We start from the raw sequence: 17344 nt of genomic DNA, 5'->3' as shown, positions 1-17344 counted from the left end.
GACACGACCAGAACCGTCATCTTCCTGATCGCCGGCAAACTCGACTTCGGCGCGGTCAACCCTCATGCCCGGTAACCCACTCGTTTTTCAACAGAGCCAGAAAGAAAGATATGGCACTGATCGTTCAGAAGTACGGCGGCACCTCGATGGGCTCGGTCGAGCGCATCGAGCATGTCGCGCGCAAGGTGGCTTCGTGGCGGCAGCAGGGGCATGAGGTCGTCGTCGTCGTCTCGGCGATGTCGGGCGAGACCGACCGCCTGCTCAAGCTGGCGAAGTCCATCGACCCGCGTGGCAATCCGCGCGAGTTCGACCAGATCGCGGCGACCGGCGAGCAGGTGACCATCGGCCTGCTGGCGCTCGCGCTGGAGAAGATCGGCGTCAAGAGCCGCTCGTACACCGGCTGGCAGGTGCCGATCCACACCGACGGCGCGTACATGAAGGCGCGCATCCAGAAGATCGACGCCGGACGGCTGATGGCGGACTGCAAGTCCGGCATCGTGCCGGTCGTCGCCGGCTTCCAGGGCTTGAGCCCGGACGGCAGTGTGACGACGCTCGGGCGTGGCGGCTCCGACACCACCGGTGTCGCGCTCGCCGCGGCGCTCAAGGCCGACGAGTGCCAGATCTACACCGATGTCGATGGCGTGTACACGACCGACCCGCGCGTCGAGCCCAAGGCGCGGCGTCTGGACAAGGTCACGTTCGAGGAAATGCTCGAGCTGGCGAGCCTCGGATCGAAGGTGCTGCAGATCCGTTCGGTCGAATTCGCCGGCAAGTACAAGGTACCGCTGCGCGTGCTGTCCACCTTCGTCGAAGGACCCGGCACGCTGATCACGCTCGAGGAAAATCAGATGGAAGAACCGCTCATCTCCGGTATCGCGTTCAACCGCGACGAGGCCCAGATCACCATGACCGGCGTGCCGGATCGTCCCGGCATCGCTGCGGCGATCCTGGGCCCGATCGGCGATGCCAACATCGAAGTGGACATGATCGTGCAGAACGTCGGCGGCGACGGCCACACCGACTTCACGTTCACCGTGCATCGCAACGACTACGAGCGCGCGCTCGAGATCATGCGCAGGATCGCCGGCGAACTCGGTGCCAAGGGCGTGCGCGGCGCGACCGACATCGTCAAGGTCTCGCTGGTCGGCGTCGGCATGCGCAGTCATGCGGGTGTCGCCTCGAAGATGTTCAAGTCGCTGGCGGCGGCCGGCATCAACATCCGCATGATCTCGACCTCCGAGATCAAGATTTCCGTCGTCGTTGACGAGATGTACCTGGAACTGGCCGTGCGCACCTTGCACAAGGCTTTCGGCCTCGAGGAGCAGAAAGCCGCCTGATCGACCGGCGAGTCGGCACTTATCCACAGGCGGATAGCCCTTTTCAGGGGATATCGCAGGACGGTCGCTTCCTGGACACTGCCGCTCACAGGAGTCCAGGAGAGGTAGGGATGCTGATTCTGACGAGGCGTGTCGGCGAGACGGTGATGATCGGCAACGACATCGAGGTCACCGTGCTGGGGGTCAAGGGCAATCAGGTCCGACTCGGGGTCAAGGCGCCCCGCGATGTCGCCGTCCACCGCGAAGAGATTCTCGAACGCATCAAGCGCGAGAACGGCGAAGTCGTCGTGCCTGCCGCAGCCTGATCGCTGCACCGAAATTTTTCTTTACCTTGACGGCGAGGGCCGCTAGAATCGCGGCCCTCGCGCCGTTGCACGCCGCGCGAGAAGAGGTCACCGGGCGCCCGTAGCTCAGCTGGATAGAGCACCAGGCTACGAACTTGGGGGTCGGAGGTTCGAATCCTTCCGGGCGCGCCATCCGTGACCGCAGTCGAGCCCGCAAGGGCTCAATTGTTTTGTGGCGCCGGACCGGGTGATCGCCGATCACCGGAGCGTGTATAGTCCGGCGCGAAGGGCGCGAGCCCTTCAGGCAAGTCGTCCCGGAGTGATGGCCGAGTGGACGAAGGCGCGCCCCTGCTAAGGGCGTATACGGCTAAAACCGTATCGAGGGTTCGAATCCCTCTCACTCCGCCAGCCCGAGTCTCTCGCGGCACGCAATCGAGTCGGGACGGGCGGCCCGTCATGCGGTTCGCGTCCACTCGCTGCGTTCACGATCCCGGTGCGCCGCTCGCTAGCAGGCTGTGCACCGCCTGCGCGATCTGGCGTTCCTCATCCACCGCACGGACCAGCACGGCGATCGGCGCGGAGGTGGGGCTGATCAATGCATCGCCGCCGACACAGGCCGCGTTGGCTGCGGCATCCAGGCGCAGGCCCGCCCAATCCAGGCCGGCGCAGATGCGGCGGCGGACGTCGGCCGCGTGCTCGCCGATGCCACCACCGAACACGATCGCATCCGCGCCGCCGAGCACGGCGAGATAGGCACCCAGATACTTGCGTGCGCGATGCACGAACATCTCGATCGCCGCATGCGCACCGGCGTGGCCGTTGCGCTCCGCATCCAGCAGCTGCGCCATGTCGGCACTCAGCCCGGAGACGCCGAGCAGGCCGGCGCGGCGGTGCAGTGCTTCGTGCAGGGCCTCGCGCGTCCAGCCGCGTTCGAGCAGGTCGAGCAGGATGCCCGGATCGAGGTCGCCGCTGCGCGTGCCCATCACCAGTCCCTCCAGCGGTGTATAGCCCATGCTGGTGTCGCGCGGCTCGCCGTCGAGGACGGCTGTCGTCGAACAGCCGTGGCCGAGCTGGAAGCTGATGACGCGGCGCGCACGCGCCGCGCCGAGCGCACGCACGGCGTACTCGTACATGTCGCGATGGGCAATGCCGTGAAAGCCGTGACGGATCAGGCCCAGATCTTCCGACCATTGCGCGGGCAGCGCATAGCGGCGCGCGACAGCGGGCAGCGGCTGGAAGAAGGCCGTGTCGAAGATGCCGATCGACGGAACGCCCGGGAGGCGCGCGGCGCAGCCTTCGATCACCTGCAGGGCCGGCGGCAGATGCAGCGGTGCCAGCCGCACGATGCCGTGCAGCCGCGCCAGCGTCGCACGGTCGAGCCGCGCCGGGGCCGTGAAGTCCGGTCCGCCGTGGACGATGCGATGACCGATCGCCTCGACCGCGCGCAGCGAAGGAGCATCCACGCCGTCGAGCGCATCGAGAATGGCGCCGAGCGCCTCGCCGTGGTCGCGTGCCGCGACCGGTTGGGGCGAAGCGAGACCAGGCATGCCGCGGATCGCCAGGCGCGCGTTTGCACCGATGCCGCTGACGGCGCCGCGCAGGATCTCGCGAGGCTCCGCGGCGCAGTCGGCGAGCAGGAACTTCAGCGACGAACTGCCGGCGTTGAGCGCCAGGATCGTTCTTGCCCTCGTCACGGCGATTCCCCATGCTGCCCTCGGACCCTGGCGAGAATGACACGATGAACCGGGAGACTGCGATGACAGACGCGGCCGCAGCGGTGACGGGCCCGCAGCCGCTGTCGGCGTCGGAGCTGCGCGCGATGGATGCGTGGTGGCGTGCGGCCAACTACCTGTCGGTCGGGCAGATCTACCTGCTCGACAATCCGCTGCTGCGCGAGCCGCTGCGCCCGGAGCACGTCAAGCGGCGTCTGCTCGGCCACTGGGGCACGACGCCGGGACTGAACTTCATCTATGCGCATCTCAACCGCGTGATCCGCCGCGACGACCTCGATGCCCTGCTGATCACCGGGCCCGGCCATGGCGGACCGGCGCTGGTCGCATCGACCTGGCTGGAGGGCAGTTACAGCGAGTTCTACCCGAGCGTGCCGCGCAATCTCGAAGGCATGCGCCAGCTGTTCCGGCAGTTCTCGTTTCCGGGCGGCGTCGGCAGCCATGCGACGCCGGAGACGCCGGGCTCGATCCACGAAGGCGGGGAGCTGGGTTACGCCTTGTCGCATGCCTACGGGGCGGCCTTCGACAATCCGGCGCTGCTGGTCGCCTGCGTGGTCGGCGACGGCGAGGCCGAGACCGGACCGCTGGCGGCGGCCTGGCACTCCAACAAGTTCCTCAATCCGGCGACCGACGGTGCGGTGCTGCCGATCCTGCACCTGAACGGCTACAAGATCGCCAATCCGACCGTGCTCGCGCGCATTCCGCACGAGGAACTGGTGGAGCTGCTGCGCGGCTACGGTTACGCACCGCACTTCGTCGAGGGCGACGAGCCGGCGCGCATGCACCAGCAGATGGCGGCGACGCTGGACCGCGTGATCGCCGACATCCGCGCGATCCAGGACCGGGCCCGGCGGCACGGCAGCCTGGAGCGCCCGACCTGGCCGATGATCGTGCTGCGCACGCCCAAGGGCTGGACCGGACCCAAGGCGGTGGACGGGCACAAGACCGAGGGTCACTGGCGCTCGCACCAGGTGCCGTTCGCCGATCTGCAGACCCAGCCGGCGCGGCTGCAACTGCTGGAGGACTGGCTGCGCAGCTACCGGCCGGAGGAACTGTTCGACGCCGACGGCGCACCGGTCGCGGAGCTGCTGGCGCTCAATCCGGTAGGCCCAAGGCGCATGGGTGCCAATCCGCAGGCCAACGGCGGCCTGCTGCTCAGGGATCTGCGCCTGCCGGATTTTCGAGATTACGCTGTCGCGGTGCCACGTCCGGGCCACGCGGCCGCCGAGGCGACGCGCGAACTGGGCAAGTACCTGCGCGACGTGATGCAGCACAACCGCGATGCGCGCAACTTCCGGGTGGTCGGTCCCGACGAGACGGCGTCGAACCGGCTCGGCGCGCTGTTCGAGGTGACCGAGCGGGCGTGGATGGCCGAGCGCCTGCCCGACGATGACCACCTCGCGCCCGACGGCCGCGTCCTCGAAATCCTGTCCGAGCACACCTGCCAGGGCTGGCTCGAAGGTTATCTGCTGACCGGCCGGCACGGCCTGTTCTCGTGCTACGAGGCCTTCATCCACATCGTCGATTCGATGTTCAACCAGCACGCCAAGTGGCTCAAGGTCGCACGGGAAGTGCCGTGGCGGAGGCCGATCGCGTCGCTGAACATCCTGCTGACCTCGCACGTCTGGCGCCAGGACCACAACGGCTTCTCGCACCAGGATCCGGGCTTCATCGACCATGTCGTCAACAAGAAGGCGGAGATCGTGCGCGTGTTCCTGCCGCCGGACGCCAACAGCCTGCTGTGCGTCGCCGATGCCTGCCTGCGTTCGCGCAACCTCATCAACGTGATCGTCGCCGGCAAGAACGCGCAGCCGCAATGGCTCGACATGGATGCGGCGGCGAAGCACTGCAGCGCCGGCATCGGCATCTTCGAGTGGGCCAGCAACGACCAGGCGCAGGGTCCGGACGTGGTCATGGCCTGCGCCGGCGACGTGCCGACGATCGAGACGCTGGCGGCGGTCGATCTGCTGCGACGCCTCGTGCCGGAGCTGCGTGTGCGCGTCGTCAATGTCGTCGATCTGATGACCCTGCAGCCGCGCGAGGAGCATCCGCACGGCCTCACCGACGCCGAGTTCGACGCGCTGTTCACCACCGACAAGCCGATCATCTTCGCTTTCCACGGTTACCCGTGGCTGATTCATCGACTCACCTACCGGCGCCGCAACCACGGCAACTTGCACGTGCGCGGCTACAAGGAGGAGGGCACGACGACCACACCGTTCGACATGGCCGTGCTCAACGACATCGACCGCTTCCACCTGGTGATGGATGTCGCGCGGCGCGTGCCGGCGCTGGCCGACCGGGCGGCGCACCTGCAGCAGCAGATGCGCGACCGGCGTCTCGATCACAAGCGTTACATCACGACCTACGGCGAGGACATGCCGGAGATCCGCGACTGGCAGTGGCCCTACTGAGCCGCGGCGTCAGCGTTTCTGCAGCTGGCCGTGACGTGCGTGCGTCACCGCGAAGGTCGGCCGGGCGCCGGGGAACAGCGGATTGGCGGTGAGCTCCGACGACGGGAACACGTTCGGGTAGTCCGGATTGCGCTGCGACGGCCCGGCGATGGTCTTTTCCTGCACCATCGAGATGTACTGGTCGATCGAATTCTCCAGTGTGTTGCCGTTGAGAATCACCTCGACGCCGGTGGCGCGCGCGTAGTCGGCGACGCCCGGAATCGCCGAGCGCAGTGGCGCGAAGGACTCGACGCAGATGCCGTTCTCGCTGGTCACCCACAACCCCTCGCCGGTATGCACGACCATCGAGTGATTGCCCTCGGTGTGGCCGGGTGTGTGGATCATCGCGACGCCGTCGCCGAGCATCACGTCGCCTTCGACGAAGATCACGCGGTCCTCGGGGATGCCGGCGATGCCGTCCGGGCAGTACCAGTCGCGCTGGATCGGCGTGAGACTCAGCGCCGAGTCCCATTCCTGGCGGTGCACGATCAGCTTCGCGTTGGGGAAATAGCCGGGCGCGTCGGCCGAACCGAGCCAGCGGCGCACGTCCTGCGTGTGCAGGTGGTCGTAGGTGATGTAATCGACATCCTCGGGCTTGAGTCCGATCCGCTGCAGCACGTTCTCGACTGTGTCGAGCGGCTTGAACACGAACCGCTCGATCAGCTTCGGGTTCTTGTCCGACAGGCGCTTGAAGAACGGCGTCGCGCGATTGCGTTCGTAGTCGGACGGCGAGATCAGCAGCGTCCTGGTGCCTTCCGCCGTGTCGAACTGGCAGACGAACAGGCGGTTGGTGATGTTGACGTACTGCACCCAGTGTTCGCGCGAGAAGGCGTTGCGCAGGCCGTAGTAGCTCGGGTACGGCACCTTCACCAGGTCGAAGGACTCGTAGTAGCGCACCTTGGCGCCGGCGAGCATCGTCTTGCGGAAGTCCAGCGCCGCGGCGCGGACGTTCTCGACACGATCCTGCGGGCCGGCGGCCTTGCGGGCGCCGTCGAAGTGGCGGATGGCTTGCATGGCTGTGTGGGCGGCGTCGTTGGGGAATGCGTGCGCAACCGCTGCGCAGGGGTCAGCGTATAACATTTCGCACACCGCTTCGTTGCGCGAGTTCCAGTCCTGTCATGAGCGCTACCACTGCAGTGGCCTGCGGCCTGTCCGATTCCCGGTACGACTTCGAGCGGCTGCTGCGTGAACGCGGTCTCGACCTGCCGCCGCTTGCGATCGACACCCTGCAGGTCAACGTCACCCGGCTGTGCAACCAGGCGTGCCGGCACTGCCATGTCGATGCCTCGCCGGCGCGCACGGAGCGCCTGTCGCGTGCCGGCATCGACAAGGTCGTCGATATCCTGCGGCGTCATCCGCAGATCCGCACGCTCGACATCACCGGCGGTGCGCCGGAGCTGCATCCGGACTTCGACGGGCTGGTCGAGCAGGCCGCGGGTCTCGGCCGTCGGGTGATGGTGCGTCACAACCTGACGGTGACCTTCGACGGCAATCCGCAGACCGGCGAATCCAAGGCCTATCTGCCCGAATTCTTCGCGCGCCATCGCTGCGAGGTGGTCAGCTCGCTGCCGTACTACCAGGCCTATTTCACCGACACGCAGCGCGGCAAGGGCGTGTTCGACAAGAGCATCGAAGCCTTGAGGCGACTGAACGCGCTCGGCTACGGCGTCGAGGGCAGCGGCTTGCATCTGAATCTGGTGTACAACCCGGTCGGACCGTACCTGCCGGCGGCACAGGCGGCGCTGCAGGCGGACTACAAGCGTGAGCTGGCCACACGCTTCGGTGTCGTCTTCAATGCGCTGTTCTGCATCACCAACATGCCGATCAACCGCTTCCGCCAGCATCTGGAGAAGAGCGGCCAGTACACGGCGTACATGGACAGGCTGCTCGCCGCCTTCAACCCCGCCGCGGCGGCCGGCGTGATGTGCCGCAGCCTGATCAGCGTCGGCCATGACGGCCGCATCTACGACTGCGACTTCAACCAGATGCTCGGCCTGCGAGCGCAGGGCGCGGACGGCCGGCACCCCACGATTTTCGATTTCGACTTCGACGCGCTGCTGCGCCGGCGCATCCGCTTCGATACGCACTGCCTGGGCTGCACCGCCGGTGCTGGCTCGTCGTGCGGCGGCGAGACGGCGTAGAGTCGGGCGAAACAGTCGGGGAGACCGAGACGATGACCCGGTCGGCGCCATATTTCAGTGACGAGACCTTCAGGTTCCTGCGCGCGCTGGCGAAGAACAATTCGCGCGAATGGTTCGCCGTGAACAAGCCGCGCTACGAACAGCACGTGCGTGGTCCCTGCCTGCGCCTGATCACCGATCTTGCCGACCCGCTCCGGAACATCAGCCCGCAGCTCACCGCGATCGCCAAGCCGGTCGGCGGCTCGCTGTTCCGCATCCACCGCGACACGCGCTTCTCCGGCGACAAGCGGCCGTACAAGACCCACGCGGGCCTGTATTTCGCGCACGCCGCGGCCAAGGCGGCGGCACGCGGCGACGCCGGCATTGCGGCGTTGGGGCGGCTCGACGCGCCGGGGCTGTACCTGCATCTGGAGCCGGACGCCTGTTTCCTCGGCGGCGGCATCTGGCATCCGCAGCCGCCGACGGTCAAGCGCGTGCGCGACTACATGCTCGCCAACCCGGTGAGCTGGAAGCAGGCCACGCGCAGCCCGCAGTTCCGCAGGACCTTCGAAATGGGGGGTGACGCGCTGAGCCGGCCGCCACGCGGCTACGATCCGGGCCACGCGCTGATCGACGATCTCAAGCGCAAGGACTTCGTCGCCTCGGCGCCACTCGACGATGCCGAGCTTCTGCGTCCTGATCTGGTCGAGCGCCTGACCCGCCGCTACCGGCAGCTGGCGCCGATGCTCGACTGGCTGTGCGGCGCGCTGGACCTGGAGTTCTGACCGCGCCGCCTGCGCCGCATCGGCTACGCGGCGGCCGTCCTCGCCGCCGGAGATCGTTCGAGATAGGCCAGGGCCTGCTCGGTGGAGGCCTCGTTGCGCGGGTCGTACCACGGACTCAGGTACGGCAGCTCGGACAGGAACAGCCACATCGGGTCGGGCAGGTGACCGCTGCGCGCCGCGCGCACCCATTCCATCCAGATCCACGGCCGGAATGCGCTCGGCTTGCGCGCCTTGAAACGCTCGTCCTGCGCGAGCAGGTTGGCCGCGCCGTCCGCCCACAGGCCGAAGACCATCACGAAGGTCAGCGCCGACAGGTAGTAGCGCGACAGATAGCCACCGCCGAGATGGCGATAGAGATCGAAGGCGACGCTGCGGTGCTCGATCTCCTCGGCGCCGTGCCAGCGGATCAGATCCAGCAGCACCGGATCGGCACCGGCCTTGTCCCATTCATGGTTGTTGAGCGCGTATTTGCCGAGCACGCAGGTCATGTGCTCGATCGCTGCAATCAGGCCGAGGCGGAACACCAGCCACTGCCTGTGCGCGAACTTCGGCAGTTTGCGGCCGAAGGGCTCGTCGGCGAGCGCCGTCTCGAACAGCCAGTCCATCAGTTCCAGATTGCGCCTGGTGTCGATGCCCTTGGCGGCGAGATAGTCTGCGCAGGCGCCGCCATGCGCCCGTGCGTGCATCGCTTCCTGGCGCACAAAGGCCTGCACGTCGGCACGCAGCTTCGCGTCGGTGACGTGCGGCAGGGCCTGGTTGTACAGCCGGCAGAACCAGAACTCGCCGGCCGGCAGGATCATGTTGATCTCGTTGATGAAGGCGCTGGCGAACGGCTGGCCCGGAATCCAGTCCAGCGGCGTGTTCGACCAGTCGAAGCGAACCTTGCGCGGCTTGATGTCGTGCTCGGTCGTCGAGGCGGCCGTCTTCTGCGGGAACTTCAGGACCTTGTTCATGGCGTGGGGACTTCTCCGCTGAGAGACGGTTCAGGCGGCCGAGGCGCCGCGCGTGCGCGGTCCTTCGACCCGTTCGACGAAGGCAGTGATCTGTTCGGCGACGAGGTCGGGTGCGCTCAGCGGCAGCCAGTGTCCGCCATCGACGTCGGTCCGGGACAGCTGCGGCACCCAGCGTTCGATGCCCTCGAACAGCGCCGGCGACACGAAGGGATCGCGCAGCGGCACGATCAGCTGCACCGGCAGGTCGCAACGGCGCTCGCGCGGGTGCAGCAGACGGTCGATGAAGTTGGCGCGATACAGCTGCACGCCGGTCCGGCCGTCGTCGCGCTGCGTCGGATTGACGCCGACCGATGCCAGGCCTTCGAGGCGCGCGAGCAGCGCAGGCCAGCGCCGGTCCAGGCCCAGCCGCCAGGCCAGCGGCCCGGCCAGTGGCAGCTGGAACAGGGCGATGTACCAGGAGTGCAGGATCTGATTCGCGGCCTGGGCGAGCTGCCGCGGGTCGCCGCTGCCCAGACGCTCGCGCATCCAGTACCCGACATGGTCGAGACAGGGCCCAGAGATGCTGGTGTAGGAGGCGATGCGGCCCTGGAGGCGTGGTGCGGTGACCGTCTCCCAGGACTGGATCGAGCCCCAGTCGTGGCCGACCACGTGCACCGCCTTGCCGGGCGCGGTCGCCTCGATCACCGCCGCGCCGTCGGCGGCGAGCTGTTCGAGACGGTAGTCGCGCTTCGACGCCGGCGCGCTCGAGGCGCCCGCGCCGCGCACGTCGTAGGCGACGACGTGGAAGCGGGCGCGCAGGCGTTCGGCGACCGGCAGCCAGACGTCGCTGTTGTCGGGATAGCCATGCACCAGCACGACGGTCGGGTGCACGCGATCGCCCCATTCGCGCACCGCGAGGCGGATTTCGGCGGATTCCACCGTGCTGCGCCGGTCCCGTGTCGCGTTCTTCATGCGGCCGCCCTCGTCGTCGTCACCGGCCACAGGCCACGTTCGCTCCAGCGCCGTACGTGCGGCACGTCGTCGTCGAGCCAGTACGCGTCGTCCTCGGTCACGACCAGCAGTTCCTCGAACTTGGCGCCGACGCCGCGACAGCCCAGATGCGGCTCGACCGCCCACAGTCCGGGCGTCGGTGCATGCTCGGAGCGCGCGCTGCTGTTCCACAGCGGCGACCAGCCTTCCTTGCGGCCGCGCAGCGCGTCGCGCGCCAGCTCGGCGACGTTGCGCAGGCCGAAGCGTGCGAGCGAGGGGTGCGCGGTCTTGTCCCTGCCGTCGTCCGACAGCTTCTCGACGCGGTGCGCGAGCACTTCGAAGGGGTAGGCCTTGTGGCGCGGTTCGTAGCCCTGGCGCGCGCACAGGCGATCGACGGCGCGGCTGATCTCGGCCAGCGTCTCGCGGCGCCGGACCCGGTCGAGAATCAGCACACGGTGGTCGCGCAGATCGTCCATCATGCGTTCGAGCAGGCGGTTCTCGCCGAGCACGCCGCTGTAGCCGATGTCCGCGGTGTAGCCGTGCACCGTCGGCGCGCAGTCGAGGATGAAGGGCATGCCTTCCTCCAGCCTGCGGTTGCCCGGGAAGAAGGCGGGGTTGAAGCCGCGCAGCTGCGACACCGCGATCAGGCCGCGGAATGCAGTGCGGTCGCCGAACCAGGCGAAGGGTTCGTGCAGGCAGTCCTCCGCGCCCGCGTCGTCCAGGAAGGCGCGCATGCGCCGCGCGACCTCGCGCTCGGTGATGCCGGGCTGCAGTCCGGCGGCGATGGTCCGGGCGCAGCGGTAGGCGAGGCGCTGGCTGTGGCGGAAGCGCTGCAGATCTTCCTCGCTGGGTTGCCAGCCGCTGTGGACACGCTTGGGCATCGGTCGCTTCCGTCCAGGACAGGGCGCGAGTGTTACATCGAACGATGTCATGATGCAATGCAATCCCGACAGCGGATGGCGGCGTCGCGGCAATAGGGATTTGCCGTCAGTGACCTGCGGCACGCTGCTCCTATACTGGACGGGCCATACGCCAGCCGCATGGCATGCGAGAGGAGAACAAGATGAGGTCCCATGCCGTTCAGGAGCAGGAGTTGCTGCTGGCGCAGGTGGAGGCCCTGGCGGACGCGCAGGTCGGCGCGTCGGAGCGCGCCGCCTTCCGCGGTTTCCTGCGTCACTACTACGAAATGTCGTCCATCGACGCGCTGCGGCTGCGTTCCGCTCAGGAGCTGGTCGCCACCGCACACGCCCATTGGCAGCTCGCGCAGCGACGCCGGCCGGGCGAGCTGGCCCTGCAGCTCACGCCCGCGGCTGCGGACGCGCGCATGCTGGCGCGGCTGGATACGGTCGTCGAGGACATGCCGTTCCTGGTGGACTCGATCTGCATGGCGGTGCGCGCCGCCGGTTGCGCGATCGACTGGATCGTGCACCCGGTGCTGAGCGTGCGCCGCGACGCCGATGGACGCCTGCAGGATCTGCGCCCGGTCGCCGCGGGCGAGGCCAGCGCCGAGTCGCTGATCCACATCGAGTTCGAGCCACTGCGCGACGCTGCGGCGCAGTCGGTGCTGGAGGCCGATCTGCGCCAGGTGGTCGCCGATCTGCACACGGTCGTGGTCGATTTCCCGGCGATGCGTGCGCGTCTCGCCGAAGTCGCGGATGCGCTGCAGACGGTGCCGCCCGGCGCGGACGCCGCCGAGTTCGCCGAGGCGCGCGAGTTCCTGCGCTGGCTCGACGCCGGTCATTTCACCTTCCTGGGCGTCGCCGAGACACAGGCGGTCAGCGAGGCGGGACGCAGCCATTTCGTCATGCGGCCGGACAGCTCGCTCGGCCTGGCGCGCAGCGGCGCACGCTATGCCGACCCCGACCAGCTGATCGCGCCGCCCGCCGAGCTGGACAAGTACACCGAGTCCACGCGGGTGATCGTCATCACCAAGGCCAGCCATCGTTCGACCGTCCATCATCCCGAGTTCATCGACGTCGTGTCGGTGCGCCGGTTCAACGCCGACGGCAGCGTGCACGGCATCTGCCGCTTCATCGGCCTGTTCTCCGCGGAGGCCTACACCGAACGGCCGCGCAACATCCCGCTGATCCGGCGCAAGGCCGAGTACGTGATGCGCCGTTCGCGCCTGCGCGAGGATTCCCATTCCGGCAAGAACCTGCGCGACATCCTCTATCAGCTGCCGCGCGACGAGCTGTTCCAGTCCGGCGAGGAGGAACTCTACGAAGTCTGCATGGGGATCCGCGCGCTGCGCGACCGTCAGCAGCTGCGCCTGTTCATGCGCCGCGACCGATACGGCCGCTTCTACTCGTGCATGGTCTACCTGCCGCGCGACCGCTACTCGCGCGAGCTGCGTGACCGCATCGCCGCCGAGCTGACCGCGACCTGCAACGGCATCGGCGTCGATCGCAACACCGAGTTCCTGCGTTCGGGCCTCGCGCGCATCCACTACATCGTGCGCACACCGCCAGGCACGACGATCCCGTTGTCGCAGGCCGAGGTCGAGGCGCGGCTGATCGCCGCCACCCGCAGCTGGCGGGACCAGCTGCGCGACGTGCTGCAGCGTGCCGCGGGCGGTGGACGCGCCCTGGCTTTCCTGGACGGCTTTCCACTGTCGTACCAGGAAGCGGTGGCACCGATCGATGCCGCGGCCGACCTGCAGTATCTCGTCCAGCTCGGCGCCGATCAGCCGGTGCTGCCGCGCCTGCTGATCGACGACAGCGCGGTCGGCAAGGCGTGTCCGACCGCGCTCAAGCTGTACTGCTGGAAGCGGCCGGTGCCGCTGTCCGACGTGCTGCCGACGCTGGAGAACTTCGGCCTGCGCGTGATCTGGCAGGATCCCACCGAGATCCGGCCGCGCGACGGCGAGGCGGTGTGGATCCAGGACTTCAAGGTCCAGGTCGCCGGTGACTGTGCGCTCGAACCGTCGCAGCAGCGCAGCTACTTCGAGTCCGCCTTCACCAGCACATGGTCCGGCGAGACCGAGAACGACGGTCTCAACCGCCTGGTGCTGCTGGCCGGCCTCGACGCGCGCCAGGTCGTCTGCCTGCGCACGCTGACCAAGTACCTGATCCAGACCGGCCTGCCGTACAGCCAGGATTACATGGAGCGACTGCTCGCCGAACACGCGCCGATCGCGCGCCTGCTGGTGCAGCTGTTCGAGACGCGCTTCGATCCGCAGCTCACCGATCCGCGGCGGCGGCGCGACGCCGAGCTGCGCATCGCGCAGGAGCTGGACGCGCTGCTCGACAAGGTCGTCACGCTCGATGGCGACCGCGTCTTGCGCGCGTACACCGCGGTCGTGCGCGCGATCCTGCGGACCAACTACTTCCAGCCCGCCGTCTCCGGTGCGCGCAAGTCCTACGTCAGCATCAAGCTCGATCCAAAGGGCGTGCCCGATCTGCCCGAGCCAAGGCCGATGTTCGAGATCTTCGTCTATGCGCCGGAGGTCGAGGGCATCCACCTGCGCGGCGGCAAGGTCGCGCGCGGTGGCCTGCGCTGGTCGGACCGGCGCCAGGATTTCCGCACCGAGGTGCTCGGATTGATGAAGGCGCAGATGGTCAAGAACGCGATCATCGTGCCGGTCGGCGCCAAGGGCGGCTTCGTCGTCAAGAAGGGCGATCCGGCCAACCGCGATGCCTGGCTCAAGCAGGGTGTGGAGTGCTACAAGACCTTCCTGCGCGGCCTGCTCGACATTACCGACAACCGCGTCGGTGACGCCATCGTGCCACCGGCGGCGGTCGTGCGCCACGACGATGACGATCCCTACCTGGTCGTGGCCGCGGACAAGGGCACGGCGACCTTCTCCGACATCGCCAATGGACTCGCCGCCGAGTACGGATTCTGGCTCGGCGACGGTTTTGCTTCCGGCGGCTCGGCGGGCTACGACCACAAGAAGATGGGTATCACCGCGAAAGGCGCGTGGGAGAGTGTCAAGCGCCATTTCCGCGAGACGGGCAAGGACATCCAGCGCGAGCCGTTCACCGTCGTCGGCATCGGCGACATGTCCGGCGACGTCTTCGGCAACGGCATGCTGCTGTCGCACCAGATCCGCCTGCTCGCCGCGTTCGATCATCGCCACGTCTTCATCGACCCGAATCCCGATCCGGAAGTCTCGTTCAAGGAGCGCGAGCGGCTGTTCGCGCTGCCGCGGTCGAGCTGGGACGATTACGACAAGGCGCTGATCTCCGCCGGCGGCGGGGTCTGGCCGCGCTCGGCCAAGCTGATCAAGCTGTCGGCGGAGGCACAGCAGGCGCTGGGCATCGACAAGGCCAGCCTGACACCCAATGAAGTGCTGCGCGCGATCCTCAAGGCGCCGGTCGATCTGCTGTGGAATGGCGGCATCGGCACCTACGTCAAGAGCGCGACCCAGTCGCATCAGGACTGCGGCGACCGCGCCAATGACGCGATCCGCGTCAACGGCAAGGAGCTGCGCTGCAAGGTGGTCGGCGAGGGCGGCAACCTCGGTTTCACGCAGCTCGGCCGCGTCGAGGCGGCGCTCGCCGGCGTGCGCCTGAACACGGACTTCATCGACAACGCCGGCGGCGTGCACAGCTCCGACCGCGAGGTCAACATCAAGATCCCGCTCAACCAGCTGCTGCGCGAAGGCACGCTCACGCGCGCGGTGCGCGACCCGTTCCTCGCGCAGATGACGGACGATCTGGCTGCTGCCGTGCTGCGCGACAACTACGTGCAGTCCCTGGCGGTGTCGCTGCTCGAACGCGACGCGCCGGCGCGGCTGGACGAGCACGCCAACCTGATGCGCATCCTCGAACGCGATGGACTGCTGTCGCGCGCCGTCGAGTTCCTGCCGGACGACGAGGGCCTCAAGGAGCGGCGCGCGGCAGGACGTGGCCTGACGCGGCCGGAACTGTCGGTGCTGGTGTCGTACAGCAAGATCTCGCTGTTCGACGCGATCGTGCAGTCCGGCGTCCCGGACGATCCCTTCTTCGACCGCGACCTGCTCTCGTACTTCCCGCCGGCGATGGTCGAGCGCTACCGCGACATTCTCCTCAAGCACCGCCTGCGCCGCGAGATCATCGCGACGATCCTGTCGAACGCGGTGGTCAACCGCATGGGCTGTTCGTTCGCGCATCGCTTTGCGGAGGACCATGGCGCCGACCGTGCGGAGGTCGTCAAGGCCTACGCGATGGCGCACGAGATCTTTGGCGGTGACCGTTACTGGCTGCCGATCCAGGCACTGGACGGCCAGGTGCCCGCGGCGGTGCAGCTCAAGCTGTTCGGCCGTGCGATCGGCCTGATGAAGCACGTCACCACCTGGCTGCTCGACTACCGCTGGAGCGCGCGGCCGATCGGCGAGGCCGTCGCCGCCTTCCACGCCGGCATCGGCGAGCTGTCGAACCTGATGCCGGAGGTGCTGCCGGGCGGCTATCGCGCCGACTGGGACAAGGCGGTGGCCGGCATGCAGGCGGACGGCGTCCCGGATGCACTGGCGCAGCAACTCGCCAATACCATGGTGCTCGGCAGCGCGCCGGACATCGTCGAGCTGGCGCAGCAGGCGGGTGTGCCGCTGGCCGAGGCCGCCGGCGTGTACTTCCAGATCGGCGACCGGCTGCGCATCCTGTGGCTGCTGTCGTCGATCATCGGTTTCACCGTCAGCAGCAAGTGGCAGGCGCTGGCCCGCTCGAATCTGCGTGAAGACACCTACCGCCTGCACCGGCGCCTGGCGGGCCGCATCCTCAGGCAGCCTGGGCCATCGCCGCAGGCGCGCATCGAGGCCTGGGAGAAGGCCAACGAGGCGCTGGTCCGATTCGGCATGCATCGCCTGCAGGAACTGCAGGCGCTGGGCGCACACGACTTCATGACGCTGGCGGTGGGCGTGCGCGAGCTGCGCAAGCTGCGGCAGCTGTGAAGACGATGCCGGCGGCGCTTGCGCCGCTGGCGACTGCCCCGATCAGGTCAGCGGCTGCGGCAGCGCAGCGAGGATCGCGTCGTTGGCTTCGTTGATCAGGCGCCGGTGCACTTCCCCGGCGATGCAGCGACGCGTCGGCTCGTCGAGTTCGGCGCGCAGCATGCCGAGGAAATGGGGCTCGGCGACCAGGAAGATCTTCGTCACCGGATGGGCGGCACGCAGCTCGGACAGGCGCCGGCCGAGGCGTTGCGCGAACTTCCGGGCCTCGTGCTCGGTCGGCTCGCCCTTCTGCGTCGGCGCGCTCTGCCGGTAGCCGGGACCGATACTGGTGCCGGGCGCGTCGCTGACCAGCTCGTGGTTGCGCAGCCGGCCTTCCGGGTGCTCGAAGGACTCGGCCTGCTGCACGCTCAGGCCGCCGGGCAAGGCCTGCAGCAGACGGGCCTGGCTGCGGTCCGCGACCAGCACCCAGACTGCGGCAACCGCCTGGGCGTTTTGTTGTGGTGTGCGCATGAAAAATCCCTCGAAACCGGCAGTGGGAGAACGGTGCCGGCATTGTCCGAAGCATGCCGGATGGCCGTCATTGATCTGCATCAGGCCGGTGCCGTGCTGCTGCATGTGCCGCGCAGCGCGGGTGCGGGAGCCGCCGCGAAGGACGCCGCCCCGGACGGTCAGGGGAGGTGCGGTCTCGCCAGATATTCGCGCGACTGCATCTCGGTGAGCCGTGACTGCGCGCGGCGGCGACACGGTGCCGCGCAGCGCGGGTGCGGGAGCCGCCGCGAAGGACGCCGCCCCGGACGGTCAGGGGAGGTGCGGTCTCGCCAGATATTCGCGCGACTGCATCTCG

Annotated in this window: 12 protein-coding genes and 2 tRNA genes; 8 read left to right on the top strand and 6 right to left on the bottom strand. The window is 68.1% G+C overall.

Translation table 11 applies throughout. The annotated features are described in order from the left end of the window. Window positions 1–110 precede the first annotated feature (110 nt). The 4 genes from AAG565_RS15275 to AAG565_RS15260 all read left to right on the top strand — a co-directional run bounded on the left by AAG565_RS15275 (window position 111) and on the right by AAG565_RS15260 (window position 2029). Window positions 111–1337: an aspartate kinase gene (locus AAG565_RS15275; protein WP_348820508.1), complete on the top strand. Its 1227-nt coding sequence runs from the start codon at window positions 111–113 to the stop codon at window positions 1335–1337. Between the two features lie 110 nt (window positions 1338–1447). Beyond that, entirely contained in the window at window positions 1448–1642 is a 195-nt protein-coding gene (csrA, locus tag AAG565_RS15270) for a carbon storage regulator CsrA (protein ID WP_348820507.1), read from the top strand. A gap of 94 nt (window positions 1643–1736) precedes the next feature. Beyond that, a tRNA-Arg gene (locus AAG565_RS15265) sits at window positions 1737–1813 on the top strand. Window positions 1814–1937: 124 nt separating this feature from the next. Continuing rightward, window positions 1938–2029, top strand: a tRNA-Ser gene (locus tag AAG565_RS15260). Between the two features lie 74 nt (window positions 2030–2103). On the opposite strand, the gene AAG565_RS15255 is transcribed toward AAG565_RS15260, so the two are convergent. Continuing rightward, window positions 2104–3315: an acetate/propionate family kinase gene (locus AAG565_RS15255; protein ID WP_348820506.1), complete on the bottom strand. Its 1212-nt coding sequence runs from the start codon at window positions 3313–3315 to the stop codon at window positions 2104–2106. A gap of 62 nt (window positions 3316–3377) precedes the next feature. Here AAG565_RS15255 and AAG565_RS15250 point away from each other — a divergent pair, with 62 nt between their 5' ends. Next, on the top strand, window positions 3378–5765 hold the full coding sequence (locus AAG565_RS15250; protein ID WP_348820505.1) for a phosphoketolase family protein: 2388 nt from the start codon (window positions 3378–3380) through the stop codon (window positions 5763–5765). A 9-nt stretch (window positions 5766–5774) separates the two neighbouring features. On the opposite strand, the gene AAG565_RS15245 is transcribed toward AAG565_RS15250, so the two are convergent. Then, entirely contained in the window at window positions 5775–6884 is a 1110-nt protein-coding gene (locus tag AAG565_RS15245) for a hypothetical protein (RefSeq protein ID WP_348820504.1), read from the bottom strand. A gap of 38 nt (window positions 6885–6922) precedes the next feature. Between AAG565_RS15245 and arsS the strand changes: the two genes are divergently transcribed. Both arsS and AAG565_RS15235 read left to right on the top strand, forming a co-directional pair. After that, window positions 6923–7945: an arsenosugar biosynthesis radical SAM (seleno)protein ArsS gene (gene arsS / locus AAG565_RS15240; protein WP_348820503.1), complete on the top strand. Its 1023-nt coding sequence runs from the start codon at window positions 6923–6925 to the stop codon at window positions 7943–7945. Between the two features lie 32 nt (window positions 7946–7977). Further along, window positions 7978–8709, top strand: a complete 732-nt coding sequence (locus AAG565_RS15235; protein WP_348820502.1) for a DUF2461 domain-containing protein — start codon at window positions 7978–7980, stop codon at window positions 8707–8709. A 23-nt stretch (window positions 8710–8732) separates the two neighbouring features. Here the strand turns inward: AAG565_RS15235 and AAG565_RS15230 are convergent, their stop codons facing one another. The 3 genes from AAG565_RS15230 to AAG565_RS15220 are packed head-to-tail and all read right to left on the bottom strand — an operon-like array spanning window position 8733 to window position 11512. Then, complete coding sequence (locus AAG565_RS15230; RefSeq protein ID WP_348820501.1) at window positions 8733–9662, bottom strand: metal-dependent hydrolase; 930 nt, start codon at window positions 9660–9662, stop codon at window positions 8733–8735. 30 nt (window positions 9663–9692) lie between these two features. Beyond that, complete coding sequence (locus AAG565_RS15225; protein ID WP_348820500.1) at window positions 9693–10643, bottom strand: alpha/beta fold hydrolase; 951 nt, start codon at window positions 10641–10643, stop codon at window positions 9693–9695. Beyond that, window positions 10610–11512, bottom strand: a complete 903-nt coding sequence (locus AAG565_RS15220) for a M24 family metallopeptidase (protein WP_348820499.1) — start codon at window positions 11510–11512, stop codon at window positions 10610–10612. The genes AAG565_RS15225 and AAG565_RS15220 overlap by 34 nt, the downstream gene beginning before the upstream one ends. A gap of 182 nt (window positions 11513–11694) precedes the next feature. Between AAG565_RS15220 and AAG565_RS15215 the strand changes: the two genes are divergently transcribed. Continuing rightward, entirely contained in the window at window positions 11695–16500 is a 4806-nt protein-coding gene (locus AAG565_RS15215) for an NAD-glutamate dehydrogenase (RefSeq protein ID WP_348820498.1), read from the top strand. Window positions 16501–16542: 42 nt separating this feature from the next. On the opposite strand, the gene AAG565_RS15210 is transcribed toward AAG565_RS15215, so the two are convergent. After that, on the bottom strand, window positions 16543–17010 hold the full coding sequence (locus AAG565_RS15210; RefSeq protein WP_348820497.1) for a host attachment protein: 468 nt from the start codon (window positions 17008–17010) through the stop codon (window positions 16543–16545). Between the last annotated feature and the right edge of the window lie 334 nt (window positions 17011–17344).

Origin of the sequence: Fontimonas sp. SYSU GA230001 (assembly GCF_040066175.1) — a bacterium.
In the GTDB taxonomy this organism is placed as follows: Bacteria; Pseudomonadota; Gammaproteobacteria; order Nevskiales; family Nevskiaceae; genus Solimonas.
Note: the sequence above shows the minus strand (reverse complement) of the source record. Positions and strands in the feature narration are given on the sequence as shown.